Annotated in this window: 17 protein-coding genes; 10 read left to right on the top strand and 7 right to left on the bottom strand. The window is 67.9% G+C overall.

The window, feature by feature from the left end; translation table 11 throughout:
* Positions 1-8 precede the first annotated feature (8 nt).
* Positions 9-1,547, top strand: coding sequence for an NADH-quinone oxidoreductase subunit M (locus RPX00_RS16510; protein ID WP_406642950.1), 1,539 nt, complete (start codon positions 9-11; stop codon positions 1,545-1,547).
* A gap of 12 nt (positions 1,548-1,559) precedes the next feature.
* The gene (gene nuoN, locus RPX00_RS16515; protein ID WP_406642952.1) at positions 1,560-3,131 is read left to right on the top strand and encodes an NADH-quinone oxidoreductase subunit NuoN; all 1,572 of its coding nucleotides are present in this window, start codon (positions 1,560-1,562) and stop codon (positions 3,129-3,131) included.
* Between the two features lie 208 nt (positions 3,132-3,339).
* Here nuoN and RPX00_RS16520 read toward each other — a convergent pair whose 3' ends face one another.
* Positions 3,340-3,990 (bottom strand): hypothetical protein, encoded by a 651-nt coding sequence (locus tag RPX00_RS16520; RefSeq protein ID WP_406640398.1) that lies wholly within the window; start codon positions 3,988-3,990, stop codon positions 3,340-3,342.
* 261 nt (positions 3,991-4,251) lie between these two features.
* Here RPX00_RS16520 and RPX00_RS16525 point away from each other — a divergent pair, with 261 nt between their 5' ends.
* Positions 4,252-5,289 carry a polyprenyl synthetase family protein gene (locus RPX00_RS16525; protein ID WP_406640399.1) on the top strand — a complete coding sequence of 346 codons (1,038 nt, stop codon included), beginning with the start codon at positions 4,252-4,254 and terminating at the stop codon, positions 5,287-5,289.
* Between the two features lie 12 nt (positions 5,290-5,301).
* Positions 5,302-6,768: a LapA family protein gene (locus RPX00_RS16530; protein ID WP_406640400.1), complete on the top strand. Its 1,467-nt coding sequence runs from the start codon at positions 5,302-5,304 to the stop codon at positions 6,766-6,768.
* Between the two features lie 62 nt (positions 6,769-6,830).
* On the opposite strand, the gene RPX00_RS16535 is transcribed toward RPX00_RS16530, so the two are convergent.
* The 4 genes from RPX00_RS16535 to RPX00_RS16550 all read right to left on the bottom strand — a co-directional run bounded on the left by RPX00_RS16535 (position 6,831) and on the right by RPX00_RS16550 (position 11,370).
* Positions 6,831-7,895 (bottom strand): 2-oxoacid:ferredoxin oxidoreductase subunit beta, encoded by a 1,065-nt coding sequence (locus RPX00_RS16535; RefSeq protein ID WP_406640401.1) that lies wholly within the window; start codon positions 7,893-7,895, stop codon positions 6,831-6,833.
* On the bottom strand, positions 7,892-9,820 hold the full coding sequence (locus tag RPX00_RS16540) for a 2-oxoacid:acceptor oxidoreductase subunit alpha (protein ID WP_406640402.1): 1,929 nt from the start codon (positions 9,818-9,820) through the stop codon (positions 7,892-7,894). The genes RPX00_RS16535 and RPX00_RS16540 overlap by 4 nt, the downstream gene beginning before the upstream one ends.
* A 286-nt stretch (positions 9,821-10,106) precedes the next feature.
* Positions 10,107-10,868: an enoyl-CoA hydratase gene (locus tag RPX00_RS16545; RefSeq protein ID WP_406640403.1), complete on the bottom strand. Its 762-nt coding sequence runs from the start codon at positions 10,866-10,868 to the stop codon at positions 10,107-10,109.
* A 58-nt stretch (positions 10,869-10,926) separates the two neighbouring features.
* Positions 10,927-11,370, bottom strand: a complete 444-nt coding sequence (locus RPX00_RS16550; protein WP_037712217.1) for an Lrp/AsnC family transcriptional regulator — start codon at positions 11,368-11,370, stop codon at positions 10,927-10,929.
* Between the two features lie 74 nt (positions 11,371-11,444).
* On the opposite strand from RPX00_RS16550, the gene ddaH reads away from it, so the two are divergent.
* A complete protein-coding gene (gene ddaH / locus RPX00_RS16555) occupies positions 11,445-12,290 on the top strand; it encodes a dimethylargininase (protein WP_378301187.1) in 846 nt (281 codons plus the stop codon).
* A 1-nt stretch (position 12,291) separates the two neighbouring features.
* Here the strand turns inward: ddaH and RPX00_RS16560 are convergent, their stop codons facing one another.
* Together RPX00_RS16560 and RPX00_RS16565 are read right to left on the bottom strand one after the other, a co-directional pair.
* The gene (locus RPX00_RS16560) at positions 12,292-13,281 is read right to left on the bottom strand and encodes a hypothetical protein (protein WP_406640404.1); all 990 of its coding nucleotides are present in this window, start codon (positions 13,279-13,281) and stop codon (positions 12,292-12,294) included.
* A gap of 47 nt (positions 13,282-13,328) precedes the next feature.
* A complete protein-coding gene (locus RPX00_RS16565; protein WP_406640405.1) occupies positions 13,329-14,189 on the bottom strand; it encodes an alpha/beta fold hydrolase in 861 nt (286 codons plus the stop codon).
* A 97-nt stretch (positions 14,190-14,286) separates the two neighbouring features.
* Here RPX00_RS16565 and RPX00_RS16570 point away from each other — a divergent pair, with 97 nt between their 5' ends.
* The 5 genes from RPX00_RS16570 (at position 14,287) to RPX00_RS16590 (ending at position 19,242) form a co-directional block, all read left to right on the top strand.
* The gene (locus tag RPX00_RS16570) at positions 14,287-14,748 is read left to right on the top strand and encodes a CGNR zinc finger domain-containing protein (protein WP_406640406.1); all 462 of its coding nucleotides are present in this window, start codon (positions 14,287-14,289) and stop codon (positions 14,746-14,748) included.
* Between the two features lie 177 nt (positions 14,749-14,925).
* Positions 14,926-15,558, top strand: coding sequence for a polysaccharide deacetylase family protein (locus tag RPX00_RS16575; RefSeq protein ID WP_406640407.1), 633 nt, complete (start codon positions 14,926-14,928; stop codon positions 15,556-15,558).
* 250 nt (positions 15,559-15,808) lie between these two features.
* Entirely contained in the window at positions 15,809-16,495 is a 687-nt protein-coding gene (locus RPX00_RS16580; protein WP_406640408.1) for a glycoside hydrolase family 75 protein, read from the top strand.
* Between the two features lie 220 nt (positions 16,496-16,715).
* Entirely contained in the window at positions 16,716-18,038 is a 1,323-nt protein-coding gene (locus RPX00_RS16585) for a nucleotide sugar dehydrogenase (protein WP_406640409.1), read from the top strand.
* Positions 18,028-19,242, top strand: coding sequence for a glycosyltransferase family 4 protein (locus RPX00_RS16590; RefSeq protein WP_406640410.1), 1,215 nt, complete (start codon positions 18,028-18,030; stop codon positions 19,240-19,242). Before RPX00_RS16585 ends, RPX00_RS16590 begins: the two co-directional genes overlap by 11 nt.
* Positions 19,243-19,361 lie beyond the last annotated feature (119 nt).

Raw genomic sequence — 19,361 nt, forward strand, 5'->3', positions numbered from 1 at the left:
CTTGGCTTCTGGCGCTCATCCTGCTGCCGCTGGCCGGCTCGCTGGTGCTGGCGTTCCTCAAGGGGAACGACCGGGCCGCGGTCGCCACGGCGCTCGTCGTGTCCATTGTGGAGTTCCTGCTGATCATCCCGTTCTGGGCGAGCTACTCGCCTTCGGGCGAGCGCATCCAGCAGGCCACGACGATGGACTGGATCCCGAGCTTCGGCATCCACATCTCGTTCGGCACCGACGGCATCTCGCTCATCATGATCGCGGTCATCGCGCTCCTGGTGCCGATCGTCGTCGGCGCGCTCGGGCTCACCGACAAGCTTCCCGCGGGCCGCAGCGCGGGCGGGTTCCTGTCGCTGATCCTGCTGCAGGAGGCGATCACGATCGGCGTCTTCGCGGCGACCGACGTGTTCCTCTTCTACGTGCTGTTCGAGATCATGCTGATCCCGATGTACTTCCTGATCGGCGGCTACGGCGGCGCGAACCGGCAGTACGCGGCGGTGAAGTTCTTCCTGTACTCGTTCCTCGGCGGCCTGATCATGCTGGCCTCGGCGATCGGGGCGTACTCGCTGGCCTCGGACAAGCTCGGCAAGGGCACGTTCGACTGGGCCACGCTGGTCACGGTGGTGCGCGACGCGCCGACCAGCACGCAGATCTGGCTGTTCCTCGGCTTCTTCATGGCGTTCGCGATCAAGGCGCCGCTGGTCCCGTTCCACACCTGGCTGCCGGACGCGGCCGGCCAGGCCCCGATCGGCGTCGCGGTGCTGCTGGTCGGCGTGCTGGACAAGGTCGGCACGTTCGGCTTCCTGCGCTACTGCCTGCCGATGTTCCCGGAAGGCAGCAAGGCGCTCGCGCCGCTGGTGCTGATCCTGTCGGTGATCGGCGTGCTGTACGGCTCGATCCTCGCGGCCGGGCAGCGGGACATGAAGCGGTTCATCGCCTACGTGTCGATCGCCCACTTCGGCTTCATCGCGCTGGGCATCTTCACCTTCAACGAGCAGGCGATGGTCGGCTCGGTGTCGTACATGCTGAACCACAGCCTTTCCACCGGGATGCTGATCGTGGTGATCGGCCTGATCGTGATGCGCGGCGGGTCGAGCCGGATCTCCGACTACGGCGGCATGGCGAAGGTGACCCCGCTGCTCGGCGGAATGCTGTTGCTGGCCGGGCTTTCCGCGCTGTCGCTGCCGGGAACCAACTCGTTTGTCTCCGAGTTCCTCGTCCTGCTGGGGTCCTTTGTGGACCAGCCGGTGTACACGATCCTCGCGACCGTGGGCATGGTGCTCGCCGCGGCCTACGTGCTGTGGCTGTACCAGCGGATCATGCAGGGCCCGGTTCGCGGCGATGCCCTCGTGGGTGTCGGCGGGGGACCGGGCACGGCGATCGCGCCGGAACTCGGTGCGAAGAAGGCCATCAAGGACCTGGGCGGACGCGAGATCGCGATCCTCGCGCCCATGGTCATCCTGATCATCGGACTGGGTTTCTACCCCAAGCCGATGCTCGACACGATCACCCCGTCGGTGCAGGCGACGCTGTCTGCCGTGCAGGGAGGCAAGTAAACCGTGCTCGACATGTTCCTGGCGCAGGCTCCGGCCACGCCGCTGGAAGTGCCTTCGGTCGACTACGCGGCCGTGCTGCCGATGCTGATCGTCTTCGGCGTCGCGTGCATCGGCGTGCTGGTGGAAGCGTTCGCACCGAAGGCGACGCGGTGGGGGATCCAGGTCACGATCTCCCTCGTCGCGATCATCGCCGCCGGGGTCTCGCTGATCCTGTACGCGACCGGCGCTACCGCTTCGAAGGCTGGTACGACGACGTTCTCCGGCGCGATCTCGATCGACCGGCCGTCGCTGTTCCTGTGGGGCACGCTGCTGCTGCTCGGCCTCGGCGCGGTCTTCCTGATCGCCGACCGCAAGGTTGAAGCTGGTGGCGCGTTCGTGGCCCAGGCGGCGATTCCTCCGGGCACCGTGCAGGACCGTGCGCAGGCCGGGGCGGCGACTACGTCGCAGACTGAGGTGTTTCCGCTGACGCTCTTCGCGCTCGGCGGGATGATGACGTTCTGCGCGGCTAATGATCTTCTGACGATGTTTATCGCGTTGGAAGTGCTTTCGCTGCCGCTGTATCTGATGTGCGGGCTGGCTCGGCGTCGGCGGCTGATCTCGCAGGAAGCTGCGGTTAAGTACTTCCTGCTTGGTGCGTTCTCGTCGGCGTTCTTCTTGTACGGGTTGGCGTTGCTGTACGGGTACGCGGACTCGGTGAAGCTGGCTGACATCGCACACGCGGCGGCTGGGTCGGATCGGTCGGACACGTTGTTGTTCGCTGGTCTCGGGCTGCTGGTGGTGGGCCTGCTGTTCAAGGGGTCCGTTGGGCCGTTCCACACCTGGACGCCGGACGTTTATCAGGGTGCGCCTACTCCGGTTACCGGGTTTATGGCTGCCTGTACGAAGGTTGCTGCGTTTGGTGCGATTCTGCGTGTGCTCAGTGTCGGGTTTTCCTCGACTAGCTGGGAGTGGCGCGGGGTTATGTGGGCGGTGGCCATTATTTCGATGGCGCTGGGCGCGATCCTCGGCCTTACGCAGACTGACGTTAAGCGGATGATTGCTTACTCGTCGGTGGCGCACGCTGGGTTCTTGCTGGTGGGTGCTATTGCGATGACCGAGGATGGGTTGTCGGGCACGCTCTTCTACTTGCTGGCGTATGGGTTTACTACGTTGGCGGCCTTTGGTGTGGTTTCGCTGGTTCGGGATTCCAGTGGCGAGGCTACGCATCTGTCTGCTTGGGCTGGGTTGGCTAAGCGGTCGCCGTTGTTGGCTGGGGTGTTTACGTTCCTCTTGCTGGCGTTGGCGGGGATTCCGTTGACCAGTGGGTTTGTTGGGAAGTTCGTGGTGTTTTCGGCGGCGTTGTCGGATGGGATGGCGCCGTTGGTGGTTGTCGCGTTGGTGTTTAGTGCGGTGGCTGCGTTCTTCTATCTCCGGGTGATTGTGTTGATGTACTTCTCGGAGCCTGCTGCTGATGGGCCTACGGTTACTGTGCCGGGTGGGTTTACTGCTGCTGCCATTGCGTTGGGGGTTGTGGTGACGTTGGTGTTGGGAGTGTTGCCAGCGTTCGCGCTCGACTGGGCTGGGGCTGGGGGGTTTGCTTCTTAGTCCTGGCTCTGGCTCGTCGCCTGGCGGCGACATTGCGCCCGGTGGTGTGGGCGGGCACCCCGAAGCTGATTGTGACGACGGACGGCGGGTGCTTGTCAAGGCGGGAAAGATGCCTTGACAAGCACCCGCCGTCCGCGTTTTTGGCTTCGTATCGGGGTGCGGGGGTGGTGTGGGTGCTTGGTTGGGTTGGGTGCGTAGGTGCGGTTTTTTACGGCGTTGGTGCGCAGGCGGTGTGGCCGATGGTGACTGAGCCCGAAGCGCCTGAGGCTGGGGCGAAGTCGATGCGCAGCATGGTTAGGGTCATGCTTCCGTCGCCTGGGAGCGTTTGGATGTTGAATACCGCGTTTGCCAACACCGTTCCGTCCGTTTTCGTTAGTGGCTTGGTGTAGTTCGCTGGGATTGGCGACGGCAGGCCGGTGATGCCGCTGAGGCCGCTCAGGGTCCAGTTGGCGTTGGTGCCGCTCTGGGTTGCCTTGCAGGTCACCGTGTATGAGCCGATGCGGATGCGTTTGCCGCCGGTGCTCACCAGGGCTGACAGTTCGAAGTTGTTGCCGGTGGCGGTCGACGTCGTGGTCGTGACGTCGTTTGCTGGGTCCGTTACCTCCGTGGTGCAGGAGGAGGTGCCGCCGCCGAAGCGAACGCCGGGTTGGGATACCGGGTCTGCGGAGCCGGTTGTGGGGCCCTCGACCGCGCAGGGGGCCTGCGTCGGGATCGAGATTGTGGTGCCTGTCTTCGTGAAGTTCGCGTTGCCGATGTCGGCGATTCCGGCTGGGCTGTCCGCGGCGGCGGTGCCGGTGGCGGTGAGCAGACCGGTGGCGGCCAGCGCTGCTCCGGCCAGTGCGGTGCGCTTGATGATCATGGTCTCGTCTCCTCGCTGGCTGATCCTGCTTCAACGACTATCCGCAGGTCCGAATCGCCCGTTGCGGCCTTGGGCGGTGATCACCCGTCCGAGGGCACGGATCAACCCGTTCGTGGCGTGGCGCGCACCTGGGGCGGGAGTGTCGCGTTCGTCACCGTTTCCGCAGGACAGCGGGTAAACGCAGGGCCGGGAGCAACCACTACCCTGAAGGGGGTAACCGACTGGCGAAGAGCGCCACGAGAGAGCGGAGCCGACGTGTCTGTGTCTTCACCACCTCCGGGGGCGGCCCGGGATGGCGCTGTCGAGGACCTGCGCGCGACCGTCGGACTGCAGATCCAGGACGAGCCCCTGCTGCGGGCCATCGCGGGCGGGCTGGCGGACGTCGAGGCGATGCTGCGGGAAGTCGTGAAGAGCGATGTGCCCGCCGTGCACGACGCCGCGTTGCACCTGGTCGAGGCGGGGGGCAAACGTTTTCGTCCGTTGTTCACGCTGCTGTCCGCGCAGTTCGGACCGAAGCAGGGCGAGCAGGTGCTGATCGCGGCCGCCGCGGTCGAGCTGGTGCACCTGGCGACGCTGTATCACGACGACGTGATGGACGAGGCGACCATGCGGCGCGGCGCGGAGAGCGTCAACTCGCGCTGGGACAACACTGTCGCCATTCTGACCGGCGACTACCTCTTCGCACACGCTTCGCGGCTCGTCGCCGACCTGGGCACGGATGCCGCGCGGATCATCGCCGAGACGTTCGGCGAGCTGGTCAGCGGGCAGATGCGGGAGACGGTGGGCCCTGGGCCGGACGACGATCCGGTCGAGCACTACCTCACCGTCATCGCGCAGAAGACCGGGTCGCTGATCGCGACGTCCGGGCGCTTCGGCGGCATGATGTCCGGCGCCGCCGAGGAGCACATCCAGGCGCTGCGCCGGTTCGGCGACATCATCGGCGCGGCCTTCCAGATCTCCGACGACGTCATCGACATCGCGTCGCCCTCGGTCGAGCTGGGCAAGGCGCAGGGCACTGACCTGCGGGAAGGCGTCCGCACCCTGCCGATGCTGTACGCGCTGGCCGATCCGGGCACCGATCCGCGGCTCGTCGAGCTGCTCGCAGGCCCGATCACCGACGACGATCTCGTGGCCGAGGCGCTCGAGCTGCTGCGCCGTTCGAGCGGCCTCGAACGCGCGCGGGCCACCCTTTCCGACTACGCTTCCCGAGCACGTGCCGAGCTCGCCTCGCTGCCCGCTTCCCCTGCGCGCGACGCTTGCGAGTCGGTCGCCGACTACCTGGTCGCGCGAACGTTCTAAAAGGGGCGGAAGATGTCCATTTTCGGGCAGGTGTGGCTCTGGAGCCTGCTGGCCTTCCTTGTCGGCGCGCTCATCGCCTGGCTGGTGCTGGCGCGTCCGGCACGCAAACGGGTGCGAGAGCTGGAAACGGAACTGGCGAGCGCGCACGCCGACACGGCACGCGCCGCGGCCAGCACGCCCGCGCGCACCGCGGTGCTGCCGCCGGCCGAGGACTGGACCAGAGACCGGCGCGAGCACGCTCCGACCGAAGTCATCCAGGCGACCAGCGCTTTCGAGCCCGAGGCCGAGTACGACGCGGAGTACCGCACGGCTCCGGAACCGGCTGCTGCCGCAGAGCCGGTGGCCGCTGCCGAGCCCGCGGACTCAGCGGACGACGTCGACGAGGCGTTCGCGCAGGCTGAGGCGCGCGAACACCAAGCGGCGAACGGGCTTTTCGAGAGCGCTCCGGCGGAGAGCGCTCCGGAGGATTCCGGTTCTGCTTACCGTGCGGCGGCCACCGAGTACCTGCAGCCGGTCGAGCGTGACACCGGCTCGCACCGGATCGCGGAGCCGGCCGAGGACCACGACAGCGGCTACCACCGCGTCGCGGAGCCGGTCGAGGAGCACGACAGCGGCTACCACCGCGTCGCGGAGCCGGTCGAGGAGCATGACAGCGGTTACCACCGCGTTCCGGAACCCCTTGCCGAGCCTCCCGTCGAAGCGGAGCCGGACAGCGGTCGGCACCTGCGCGAACCGGCTGCCGGACTGTCCTCTTTGGAGCGTCGACTCGACCCGAATCCGCCTGCCAGCAGCGCTTCGGAGCCTGAGCCGGTGTCCTTGTTCCGGCCGGGTCCGGGCAGGGCGACCGAACCGGAGCCGGATTGGTTCAGCCAGCCGGACGGATCTTCGCGGTCGGCGTTCGAGGAACCCGCCGCCGAGCCGGAGCCGCCGGTCGAATCCGCGGTCGGGCATCTCGAGGAAGATTCGTCGACTGACCATCTGATCCCGAACGCCGAACCGGCGGCGGAGTCGCCCGAGCCCACCGAGCCCGCGGAGTCCGCCGAGGACAGTGCGGAGGGCGGTCAGGGCCTGCCCAAACGGCAGCGCCGGGAGTCCCCGCGCGGCGGGTTCGACCCGCCGCGGCCGATTCAGCCGTCGATGCGCCCGGTGGAACGTCGCGAACCGGATCTCGCCGGCGGGCACAGCGGTTCGCTGTTCGAGCCGTCCGTGCAGCCGAACCAGGCCGCGATGGCCGCCCCGGAACCGCCGCCCGCCCGGCAGACCGCGGACGACGCGGTGCCGCCGGGGCCGTTCGGCCCGGGGTCGGCGATGCCGCGTCCGGGCGGCGGCCGTCCGGCGGAGGGCTTCACGGTGAAGGCGAGCGTCACGGCCTTGCGGTATTGCGGGGAGGATTCGCCGCAGTTCCCGAAGATGGTGGCCGAGGTGTGGTTCCGCAGCGCGGCCGACGCCGAACGGGTCGGGTTCCGTCCGCTGCATTGAGTCCAGATAGGACAGAGGCCGCCGTCCCCGAGCTGGGGGTGGCGGCCTCTGTCTTGTGTGGACTAAGCGACGGTCCAGGTGTCCTTGCCGCGCAACAATCCCTGTAGGTCCGGCTTCCGGGCTTCGCGGGCCTGTTCGACCTGCGCCCGTGCGGCGTCGTCGTAGGTGGGTCGTTCGACCTGGCGCAGGATGCCGGTCGGGACGTGGTTCAGGTTCTGGTCGCCGAGGCGGGAAAGCGCGAAGGCGTACGACGTGTCGGCGATCGACGGGTCGTGCACCACCAGGTTTTCCTCGCCGATTTCGGCCACCTTGCCGACATCGAGGCCGCCCCAGTCGCTGCGGCGGACGCCGTATTCGCCTTCGGAGCCGAAGCGGATCGGCTCGCCCGCGCGCAGCGGGATCAGGCGGGACGCGGCTTCGTCCTTGTCCTTCAACACATCGAAGGCGCCGTCGTTGAAGATCGGGCAGTTCTGGTAGATCTCCACCAGCGCCGAACCGCGGTGTTTCGCCGCCGCTTCAAGGACTTCGGTGAGACCCTTGCGGTCGGAGTCCATCGCGCGGCCGACGAACGACGCTTCCGCGCCGATCGCCAGGGACAGCGGGTTGAACGGCGTGTCCAGCGAACCCATCGGCGTGGACTTGGTGACCATGCCCTGCCCGGAGGTGGGCGAGTACTGGCCCTTGGTGAGCCCGTAGATCCGGTTGTTGAACAGCAGGATCTTGATGTTCACGTTGCGCCGCAACGCGTGGATCAGGTGGTTGCCGCCGATGGACAGCGCGTCGCCGTCGCCGGTCACGACCCACACCGACAGGTCAGGGCGCGTCGTGGCGAGCCCGGTGGCGATCGACGGCGCGCGGCCGTGGATCGAGTGCATGCCGTAGGTGTTGAGGTAGTACGGGAACCGCGACGAGCAGCCGATGCCCGAGATGAAGACGATGTTCTCGCGCTTGAGCCCGAGCGTCGGCAGGAACGACTGCACGGCGTTGAGCACCACGTAGTCGCCGCAGCCGGGGCACCAGCGCACTTCCTGGTCGGACTTGTAGTCCTTGGCCTTCTGCGGTTCGTCGGTGGTCGGCACCAGGTCGATGCCGCCCAGCTGCGGCAGCCCGAGATCGATGGCGGTCACTTGACGCCCTCCGGAACGAGGTTGGCGATGATGTCGGAGAACACGTTCTGCAGTTCCTCGGCCTTGAACGGCAGGCCGGCGACCTTGGTGTGCGAGTGCACGTCCACCAGGTACTTCGCCCGCAGCAGCAGAGCGAGCTGGCCGAGGTTCATCTCCGGGACCACGACCCGGTCGTAGCGGGCGAGCACCTCGCCGAGATTCTTCGGCAACGGGTTGAGATGCCGCAGATGCGCCTGCGCGATCGGCATTCCGAGCTTGCGCACGCGGCGGCAGGCCGCGCCGATCGGGCCGTAGGACGAACCCCAGCCCAGCGCCAGCACGCGTGCCTCGCCGGACGGGTCGTCGACCTCGAGGTCCGGCACGTCGATGCCGTCGATCTTCGCCTGGCGCAGCCGCACCATCTTGTCGTGGTTGTCCGGGTCGTAGGAGATGTGGCCGGTGCCGTCGGCCTTCTCCAGCCCGCCGATGCGGTGCTGCAGCCCCGGCGTGCCCGGGATCGCCCACGCCCGCGCGAGCGTCTCGGGGTCGCGCACGTACGGCCAGAACTCGCCGGATCCGTTGTCGGAGTTGGCTTCCGAGGCGAATTCCACCCGCAGGTCCGGCAGGTCCTCGACGTTCGGGACCAGCCACGGCTCGGAACCGTTGGCGATCGCGCCGTCGGACAGCAGCAGCACCGGCGTGCGGTACTTCAGCGCGATCCGGGTGGCCTCGATCGCCGCGGCGAAACAGTCGGCGGGCGACAGCGGCGCGACGATCGGCACCGGCGATTCGCCGTTGCGGCCGAACATCGCCTGCAGCAGGTCGGCCTGCTCGGTCTTGGTCGGCAGGCCGGTGGACGGCCCGCCGCGCTGCACGTCGATGATCACCAGCGGCAGTTCGGTCATCACGCCGAGGCCGATGGTCTCCGACTTCAGCGCGACGCCCGGTCCGGACGTGGACGTGATGCCCAGCGCCCCGCCGTAGGACGCGCCGAGCGCGGCCCCGATGCCGGCGATCTCGTCCTCGGCCTGGAAGGTGATGATGCCGTAGTTCTTGTGCTTGGACAGCTCGTGCAGCACGTCCGAGGCGGGGGTGATCGGGTACGTGCCGAGCAGGATCTGCAGCCCGGACTGCTGTCCGGCGGCCACGATCCCGTACGCCAGCGCGGTGTTGCCGGTGATCTGCCGGTAGGTGCCCTTGTCCAGCTTCGCGGGCGCGACCTCGAAGGTGGTCGCGAACGATTCGGTGGTCTCGCCGTAGTTCCAGCCTGCCCGGAAGGCAAGGATGTTCGCCTCGGCGATGTCCGGCTTCTTCGCGAACTTCTCGCGCAGGAAGCGTTCGGTGCCCTCGGTCGGCCGGTGGTACATCCAGGACAGCAGGCCGAGCGCGAACATGTTCTTGCAGCGCTCGGCGTCCTTCTTGCCGAGGCCGGTGTCGGCGAGTGCGCCCTGGGTCAGGGTCGACATGGCGACCCGGTGCACCTGGAACGGCTCCAGCGAATCGTCGTCGAGCGGGTCGGTCTCGTAGCCGACCTTCACCAGGTTCCGCTTGGAGAACTCGTCGGTGTTGAGGATGATCGTCCCGCCGTGCGGGACGTCGCGCACGTTCGCCTTGAGCGCGGCGGGGTTCATCGCGACGAGCACGTCCGGCCGGTCGCCCGGCGTGAGGATGTCGTAGTCGGCGAAGTGCACCTGGAAGGACGAGACGCCGGGGATGGTGCCCTGCGGCGCCCGGATCTCGGCCGGGAAGTTCGGCATGGTCGACAAGTCGTTCCCGAACGCCGCCGCTTCCGAGGTGAATCGGTCGCCGGTCAGCTGCATCCCGTCGCCCGAGTCGCCGGCAAACCGGATGACCACCCGGTCCAGCTTGTTCACCTCGGTGGAGCGGGACGCGGTCAGCGCGCCGTGCCCGTTCCCGGCCGCGCTGCCGTTCGCACTGGTGCTCATGGGTCAGGGAATCCCTCTCTCCCGGCGTGCTGCGGGCCAGGGTCGGCTCCCCGGGGAGCCCGCCGAGGCCTGCTTCCGAGGTTACTCGCCACACCACTGGCCGCGGTCGGAGTGCGGTCAAGTGTGGGGTGTCCAGGCCGAGTGCCCACCGGGGTGTCCTCGATCGTAGGGCGAATCGGGCCCGCGTCCGGAGTGACGCGCGTCTCTTGCCGCCTTCGCGGCGCTGACCAGCAGCTCGCTCCAGGTTGAGGGTTCCCGGAATGTGGGAATATGTGCGCGCCCCGGCTCAGCGGCCGCTGATGCGCGCCTTCATCGCCGCCAGCCGCTCCGCGAATGCCGGTGCGGCCAGCGATTCCAACTGTGGAACGAGTTCGGCGTCGACCGCTTCCGCGTGTTCGGTGAGCCCGCTCGTGTGCCGCATAGTCCGCTTGGTGGACAGCACGACCTCGCGCGGCGCGGCGACGGTCGGGGCGGCGAGGTCGCGGGCGGCCTGGACCAATGCGTCGTGGTCGCCGTCGACGAAACGCAGTGCGAACCCCACTTTCACGGCGGATTCCGCAGTAAGGGTTTCGCCGAACAACGCCATCGCGGCCGCCTGCTGCGGACCGAGGATGCGCTGCGACATCCAGGTCATGCCGCCGCCCGGATGGAGGCCCAGTTCGAGGAAGCGCGGGATGAATTTGGCGTGCGGTCCCACGAGACGGACGTCGGCGGCCAGCGCGAGGTTCAGACCAGCGCCGACGGCGGCCCCGCCGACCGCGGCGATCGTCGGCAGACTGCAGCCGGCGACGGCGAGGAATCCCGCGTACACCGAGCGCAAGCCCTCGGCGTCGGCCTTGCCGAGCGCGGTGAGGTCCGCGCCCGCACAGAACGCTGGCGGTGCGCCAGTAACGATCACGGCGTGCACTGTCTCGTCGGCTTCGGCGCGCGCGACCGCGGCGGCCAGCTCGGCGGAGAGGTCGAGGGTGAGCGCGTTGCGGCTCTTCGGGGCGTCAACGGTGAGCAGCGCGACGCCCTGGTCGTGCTCGCTGTGGATGCGGTCGGTCATGCGGGTCAGCATCGCATCCGTCGTGAGTGGGGATCACGGTTAGAACCGGGATCGCCGCTCACGACGGCGTTGGCGGGCGTTCCAGCAGCCGGGACAGCACCACTGTGGACACGGTCCGGTCGATGATCTCCAGTCCGCGCAGCCGTTCCAGTGCCGTCTCCAGGTGGTGGATGTCGGCGGCGCGCAGGTGCACGATCGCGTCCGCCGCGCCGGACACCGTGTAGGCGGCGACGACCTCAGTCAGGGGTTCCAGCCGGGCGCGGATCCGGCCAGGCGTGACGTTGCCCTGGCAGTGCACCTCGACGAACGCCTCGGTGCCCCAGCCGAGCGCCTCCGGGTCGACGACCGCGGTGAACCCGCGCAGCACGCCGGTTTCCAGCAGGCGGTCCACGCGTCGTTTCACCGCCGGGGCGGACAGCCCGACCACCTTGCCGATCTCCGCGTAGCTGGAGCGGGCGTTGGCTACCAGGCAGGAAACGATTCGCTGGTCGATGGTGTTCACACGCAATGTTTAGCACGCAGGTGCGCAGTGAACAGCGATTGATTGCGAGATTAGGTCCACCTTAGCCTGGTTGCATGCAGGGAGAGGTTGTGCCGCCGCGGGTGCCGACGCCCCGCCGTTACCTGATGTGCCCGCCGCGTTATTTCGCCGTCGACTACGCGATCAACCCCTGGATGGACCCCTCGAAGCCGGTCAGCGCGGACGTCGCCGTCGCGCAGTGGACCGAGCTGCGCGACACCTACCGCCGCCTCGGCCACACCGTCGAGGAAATCGACCCGCAACCAGGCCTTCCGGACATGGTGTTCGCGGCCAACTCGGGCACCGTCGTCGACGGGCGGGTGCTCGGCTCGCGCTTCCGCGCCCCGCAGCGCACCGCCGAGGCGGAGCACTTCCGCCGCTGGTTCCTCGAGCACGGCTACCGCGACCTGACCATGCCGGAGAAAATCAACGAGGCCGAGGGCGACTTCGCCTGGACCGGACGGGTGCTGCTGGCCGGCACCGGCTTCCGCACCGACCCGGCCGCGCACGCGGAGGCGCAGGAGGTGCTCGGCGTCCCGGTCGTGTCGCTGCAGCTGATCGACCCGCGCTACTACCACCTGGACACCGCGCTGTTCGTCCTCGCCGAGGCCACGGACACCGCGACCGCGCAGATCGTCTACTACCCGGACGCGTTCTCGCCGGGCTCCCAGCGCGTGCTGCGCCGGATGTTCCCGGACGCCGTCCTCGCCACCGCGGCCGACGCCGAATGCTTCGGGCTGAACGGGGTGTCCGACGGCCGCAACGTCGTGCTCCCGGTCGAGGCGACCGACCTCGGCGCGCGGCTCGCCGAACGCGGATACGAGCCGGTGTACGTGGACATCTCGGAACTGCGCAAGGCCGGCGGCGGGCCGAAGTGCTGCACGCTGGAGATCCGCAAGTAGCTCAGCGCGGGTACTCCACGGGCTCGATCGCGGTCTGCGGCGGGAACGGTCCGGACGGCAGCTCTCGCGGGTCGATCTTGTGCACCGTGAGGTCGAGGTTGGTGTGCGTGTAGCCGTTGTCCTTCATCGAGGCGGACTGGCTGAATTTCGAGAACGAGCAGTCGCGGGTAAAGCGGCCGGTGCCGGCGTCCCAGTCGGTGCCGCCGGTGCTGAACGCGGTGTAGATGCCGTCCGCGATACCGCTCGCCGACGCGGTGGCCCCGGCTTTCACGTACACCGTGAACACCGGGTGCAGGCCGTCGGCGAGCGTCACCGCCTGGTCGGTGCCGGAGCGGTTGTCGACGGAGATGGTGTTCTTGCCGCCGCCCGCACCGAGGACGACCGCCCCGTTCGCCGCGCCGCGGTTCGGGTCCGGGTGGGCGTCCGGGAAGAGCGGGCCGAGGTGATAGGGGCTGGTCAGTTTCGAGAGGGTGTCGCGCAGGCTGGCGACGCCCTGATCTCGGCTCAGCGCGGCGGTCGCCGAGATGCCGCCGCACAGCTTGTTCTCTGTCGCGCCGCTGACGATCTTCGGGATGGAGCTGTTGTAGAGCCCGGTGAAGTCGGAGATCAGCGAGCGGTGGGTGCCGTGCATCGCGCCCGGGGGAGTGGCCGCGGAGAGCTGTTCGACGGCCTTGCCGACGACGGTGCCGAGATTCGCGCCTGCGTCGCGCACGGCGCTGGGGGTGGTGGCCTGTTCGAGCTGCTGGACCGCCGGGGTGATCGCCGTGCCGAGGTCGGTGAGGAGCTTTTGGTAGCCCGCCGGGTCGAGCGGGGCCGGTTTGGCGGTGCTGCTCGGCGGGCTCGCGGGAATGCTGGCCGGGCTGCTCGGCGCGGGCTCCGCCACGGGTTCGTCGTCCGGGCGGGTCGTCAGGTAGACCACGACGGCGGCGATGGCCAGGACGAGCACGGCGGAGACGACGAGCAGCTTGCGGGGTTTTGCTAGGTCGGGCACCAGCCGATTTTTCGGGCTGTGCGGCGGATCCGGGTCGGTATTTCTGCCTACGGCAGGACTCGGCCGAGGAAGCCGCGCAGGTAGCCCGCGACGACGTCGAGGTGGCTTTCCAGCAGGAAGTGGCCGCCGTCGATCAGGTGGACCTCGGCGTCCGCGGCGTCGCGGGCGAAGGCTTCCGCGCCGGCCGGGCCGAAGATCTCGTCGTTGCGGCCCCAGACGGCGAGCACCGGGACGTCGTGGGTGCGCAGGAACTCGTGCAGCCGCGGGTAAAGCGGGCGGTTGTGCTGGTAGTCGCGGAACAGCGCGAGCTGGATTTCGTCGTTGCCGGGGCGGGAAACCAGGGCGTGGTCGTGCTCCCAGGTGTCCGGGCTGACCAGGCTCGGGTCGGGGACGCCGTGCAGGTACTGCCAGCGGATGGCGTCGTAGCTCAGCGCGGCGCGCACGGGCGGTTCGGTGTCCGGGCCGGGGTTGGCTCCGTAGGCCCAGAGACCGGCCCAGAACGAGTCGACGAAGCCCTCCTCGTATCCGTTGCCGTTCTGCGTGACGATCGCGGAGATCCGGTCCGGGTGGTTGAGCGCGAGCCGCCAGGCGATCGGGGCGCCGTAGTCCTGGACGTACACCGCGTAGCGGTCCAGGCCGAGCTGGTCGAGTAGGCCGGACGTGAGGTCGGCGAGTGCTTCAAAGGTGTAGTCGAACTCGTCTGCCGATGGTGCCGCGGAATGGCCGAAGCCGAGGTGGTCCGGAGCGATCACGCGGTAGCGGCCGGCCAGCAGCGGGATGAGGTTCCGGAACATGAACGAGCTGGTCGGATACCCGTGCAGCAGGACGATCGCGGGCCCGTCGGCGGGACCGGCCTCGCGGTAGAAGATCTCGTGGCCGTCGACCGTCGCCGTCCGGTGATGGATCATGACTAACCCCTTTAAGGTTTTTATCTGGTTAGGTGTTCGCCATGGAAGCACGGGCGAGCTAACCTGTCAAAGGGTTCGATCTGGTTAGGGAGCTGCGATGGATGTGCTCGACCTGCTCAACAGCAGGCCGCTGGTCAACGGCGAGGAGCAGGACGCGCTCGGCCGGCAGTGGGCGCTCGAGCACGGTGGCGACGGGAGCGGTGCGGAGCTGGAGCTGCTGCGGCAGGCGCGGGATCTCCTGCGAGACGTCGTGCGCGGCGACAGCTCGCCGGTGGTGTTGCGGCCGCTGCTCGACGGGGTGCGTCAGGTTCCGGAGCTTTCCGCGGACGGGCTTGGCTGGGAGGTCGAGGCGCCGCCGCACGCTCGGTTGGCCGTGGACGCGGTGCTGGATTGGGCGGCGATCGAAAGGGATCTTCCCGGCCGGCTGCGGGCCTGTGCCAATGACGAGTGTCAGCTGTTCCTGCTCGATCGCAGCCGGGCGAACCGCGCGCGGTGGTGTTCGATGGCCGCCTGCGGCAACCGGGAGAAGGCTCGGCGGCATTATCAACGGAATCATTGAGTCTTCACTCGAAAGTGTGAAGATGGCAGCTGTCTACAAGTGTGGACATATTCCGATTTTCCTGCGGGAGTGTTTTCGCTGCGCCAGAAGTGCGCTGTTGACCATGGGATCAGTGCCGGTAACTACTCCGTTTGCGAATCCGATTAATCGGGTACGGTACTTCAGACGGGAGGCGCGATGATCACCTTTGCGGTGCACGGCATTGGCAAACCCCAGCGAGCCCTCGATCCCGGCGAGGACGAGCGGTGGATCACCGTCGAGCAGTTCGACGCGCTGCTGGATGTCGTCTCCGGGACGGGTGCGCGGCTCACCTTCGACGACGGGAACGCCTCGGACGTCGAGATCGCGTTGCCGCGGCTGGTCGAGCGCGGGTTGTACGCCGAGTTCTTCCCGCTGGCCGGCCGGGTCGGCGAGCGCGGGTATGTCGACCGCGACGGGCTCCGGCAGCTGGTGGACGCGGGGATGCGCGTCGGATCGCACGGCTGGGACCGGCTGGACTGGCGGCGGCTGGACGGTTCGTTCGCGGTGCGCCGCGAGCTGGACGAGGCGCCGCGGCTGCTGGAAGAGCTGAGCGGGGCTCCGGTGCGGCGGTTTTCGCTGCCGGAGGGCCGGTTCGACCGCCGGGTGCTGACGCATCTGCGCGAGGCGGGCGCGACCCGGGTGTACGCGAATGTCGGCGGGGTCCGCGGGGCGTCCCTGGTGCGGTCCCGGACGGAGATCCGGTCGGACCTGGACTCCCGCTGGGTCGAGGCGGTGAGCCGCCGTCCGCGCCGGTTCCCCGGACGCTGGGCTTCTCGCCCTGGGCGGTGACGGCTCGCGCCATCCACGACCACCTTCGAAGGTCCGTGAGGGGAACCCTGAAGGAATCAACGTCTGTGAAGGTTCCCCTCACGGACGACCAATCCGCCCCCGGCGGCGTTCGGAGCGTGGAGTTCTTCACGGGCTGGTCGGTTCGGTGGGAAAAAACACCCTCTTTTGGCGGGTTGTGACCGCATCCGTTCGGCGGCATCCTGAGCGCGCGCCGCCGTAAGGAAAGTTTCCTAATAAACAGGGAGCGTCGATGCGGAAACTCGTCCTGCTCGCGATTCTGGCGATCGCCGCCGCCGTCCTGCCTACCGCGCTCGCCTCCGCGGCGACTACCGCCACCGAAGCGGTTCAGGCGGGGCCGACCGCGGATCAGATCCTCGCCAAGGTGGCCTCTTGCAAGCAGATCTCCAACGGCAAGTACAAAACCGACGAGGACTCCGGCAGTGCGTCCGTCCCGGTCTGCGACGCGGGCAAGGCGGTCTTCTGGAAAGCCGACATGGACATCGACTGCGACGGTCAGCGCACCACGGAGTGCAACGAGAACACTGACTGCTGCTTCCTTCCCGACACCGCCTTCCCGCAGTCCGACGGGAAGCCGCTCAACGCCGCCAAGCTGCCGTACATCGTGGTTCCCAGTTCGAGCAGCATCTGGAACTACGCGAACTCCGGCCTTCGCGGCGGCGGTTCTTGCGCGGTGATCTACAACGGCAAGGTCGAGTACGCGGTCATCGGGGACACCGGCCCGAACAAGATCATCGGTGAAGCCTCCTACGCGACGGCCAAGGATCTCGGCATCAACCCGGATCCGAAGAACGGCGGGGTCGACTCCGGCGTCACCTATGTGTGCTTCAAGAACTCCGAGGTGAATCCGATCGAAGATCACGCGGCGGCCACGAACACGGGGCAAAAGCTGGCGTCGGCGTTCGTCGGCGGAAACTGAATTTTCCGAAGCTTCGGAAGGCATTCACTGCCCTTTCCGGATAACGGTCGGCAAATTCCCCTGCCGGTACGGCCGGATGGGGTAACCATCGGTCCGGTGAGCGGCCCAGGGCGGGAATCCGTGCGGTGACACGGGTTCCCGCCTTGTTATGCGGAACCGGTAACGAAGCTCCGCCGCGCTCCGACCAATGAGCAGCGAGCGGTCGGGCGGAGGTTTCGTTGTGAAGATCAGCGTCTTCGGGCTGGGATACGTCGGGTGCGTGTCCGCGGCTTGCCTGGCGGGACAAGGGCACGAGGTCGTCGGAGTGGACGTCAATCCGGCGAAGGTGGATCTCGTGCGAGCCGGCAAGGCGCCGGTGGTCGAGGAACGGATCGGGGAGCTGACCGCGGAGGTCGTCGCTTCCGGGGCGCTGCGGGCGACCACCGAGGTGGCCGAGGCGATCCTCGCGACGGACGTTTCCCTGGTGTGCGTCGGTACGCCGTCCGCGCCCAACGGCAGCCTTTCCACCGAGTATCTGCAGCGCGTGGCCGAGCAGATCGGCGAGGCGCTCAAAGAGCGAAAGAGCGAAACCCGGCATACGGTCGTTTTCCGGAGCACGATGCTGCCGGGCACCTGTCTCGGGTTGCTGATCCCGATCTTGGAAAAGCACAGCGGCGGTACCGCGGGGGTCGACTTCGGGGTCGCGGTGAACCCGGAATTCCTGCGCGAGGGCACCAGCGTCCGCGACTTTTTCCAGCCGCCGAAAACGGTGATCGGCGAGTTCGATCCGGGCAGCGGCGACGTCGTGGCGCGGCTTTACGAGGGGCTGCCCGGCGACGTGTTCCGGGTGCCGATTCCGGTCGCGGAGATGACGAAGTACGCGGACAACGCGTTCCACGGCGTCAAGATCGGGTTCGCGAACGAACTCGGCGCGATCTGCCGTGCGCTCGGGCTCGATTCGCACCAGGTGATGGACGTGTTCCTGGCCGACCGGAAGCTCAATATCAGCCCGGCATACCTGCGGCCAGGGTTCGCGTTCGGCGGCTCATGCCTGCCGAAGGATCTGCGCGGGCTGGTCTACGCCGCGCGGCAGGCGGACGTCTCGGTGCCGTTGCTCGCGCACGTGCTGCCCTCGAACGCCGAACATCTGCACCGGGCGTTCGAACTGGTCGCGCGGACCGGGAAACGCAAGGTCGGGCTGTTCGGGCTTTCCTTCAAACCGGGTACCGACGACCTGCGCGAAAGTCCGCTGGTGGAACTCGCGGAACGGTTGCTCGGCAAGGGATACGACCTCAAGATCCACGACGCCAACGTCAGCCTTTCGCGGCTGATGGGGGCCAACCGCGAGTACATCGAGAGCAGGCTGCCGCATCTCGGCCAGCTGCTCGCCGGGTCGGTGCAGGAGGTGCTGGACCACGCCGAGGTGTGCTTGATCGGCACCTCGGACCCGGAAGTGCTGGCCGCCCTGCCGCACGGCAGCGGGCCAGTGCTGGTCGATCTGGTCCGCGTCCCGGACGCCGCCGCGCGCCGGGCGGAAGAGGGGTACGTCGGCCTTGCCTGGTGAAGGCTTTTCCGAAAACGAAATCCTGCGGGGCCGGATCGCGCTGATTCTCGTGGAGAATCTGTCGGTGCCGTTCGATCGGCGAGTGTGGCAGGAATGCCAGACGCTGCGCGACGCCGGGATGACGGTGCACGTGATCTGTCCGCAGGGCACGAAACGGGACACCGAGGCCGAGGTCGTGCTCGACGGCGTGCACATCCACCGGTATCCGCTGCAGGCGGCCACTGGCGGGCCCGCCGGGTACGCGCGCGAGTACGGATCCGCGCTGTGGCACACGTTCCGGCTGGCGCGCAAGATCGGCCGGGTCGACGTCGTGCACGCCTGCAACCCGCCCGATCTGCTCTTTCTCGTCGCCCGGATGCTGCGAAGACGGGGCGCGAAGTTCATTTTCGATCAGCACGACCTCGTCCCGGAACTGTATTTGTCCCGATTCGACCGCGGGCAGGATTTCCTTTACCGCGGCGTTTGTGCGTTGGAACGCGCCACCTATCGCGCGGCGGACGTCGTGCTCGCGACCAACGAGAGCTACCGCCAGGTCGCGCGGATCCGCGGCGGCAAGCGGCCCGAGGACGTGTTCGTGGTCCGCAGCGCGCCGGTCGTGGAGCGGTTCCACGAGGTGCCCGTCGAGCCGGAACTCAAGCGGGGCAAGCCGAATTTGCTCTGCTACCTCGGCGTGATGGGCCCGCAGGACGGCGTGGATTACGCCCTGCGCGCGCTCGCCGCCCTGCGCGACGAGATCGGCCGCGACGACTGGCACGCGGTCTTCGTCGGCGCGGGTGACACGTTCGACGAGATGGTCGCGTTGTCGCATCAGCTCGGCCTGTCCGGGCAGGTGGAATTCACCGGGCGGGTGTCCGACGAGGATCTGCTGCGCTATTTGTCCGCGGCCGACGTGTGCCTTTCGCCGGATCCGCTCAACCCGCTCAACGACGTGTCGACAATGAACAAGGTCATGGAGTACATGGCCATGGGCAAACCGATGGTGTCGTTTGAATTGCGCGAGGCTCGGGTGTCCGCGGGCGAGGCCGCGTTGTACGCGCCGGCCAACGACATCGCGGAGTTCGCGAAGCTCGTCGCGGTGCTCATGGACGACCCGGAGCAGCGGGAACGCATGGGGAAGCTCGGCCGGGAACGCGTGCGCGGACCACTCGCCTGGGGCAATTCGCAGGCGGCGTTGATCAAGGCGTACGAGCGTGCGCTGGGTTGAGCCGGGTCGCGTTTCGAACAAGGTTCGGCCAGTTGGTGTAACCAACTGGTGCGGTGCCGCGACGGGGTCAATGACCCGTGCGTCGGCCCGTGAGGGGAGACCTGGTTTTGAGTGACGAA

It is taken from the genome of Amycolatopsis sp. WGS_07 (genome assembly GCF_045278895.1).
Classification (GTDB): Bacteria; Actinomycetota; Actinomycetes; order Mycobacteriales; family Pseudonocardiaceae; genus Amycolatopsis.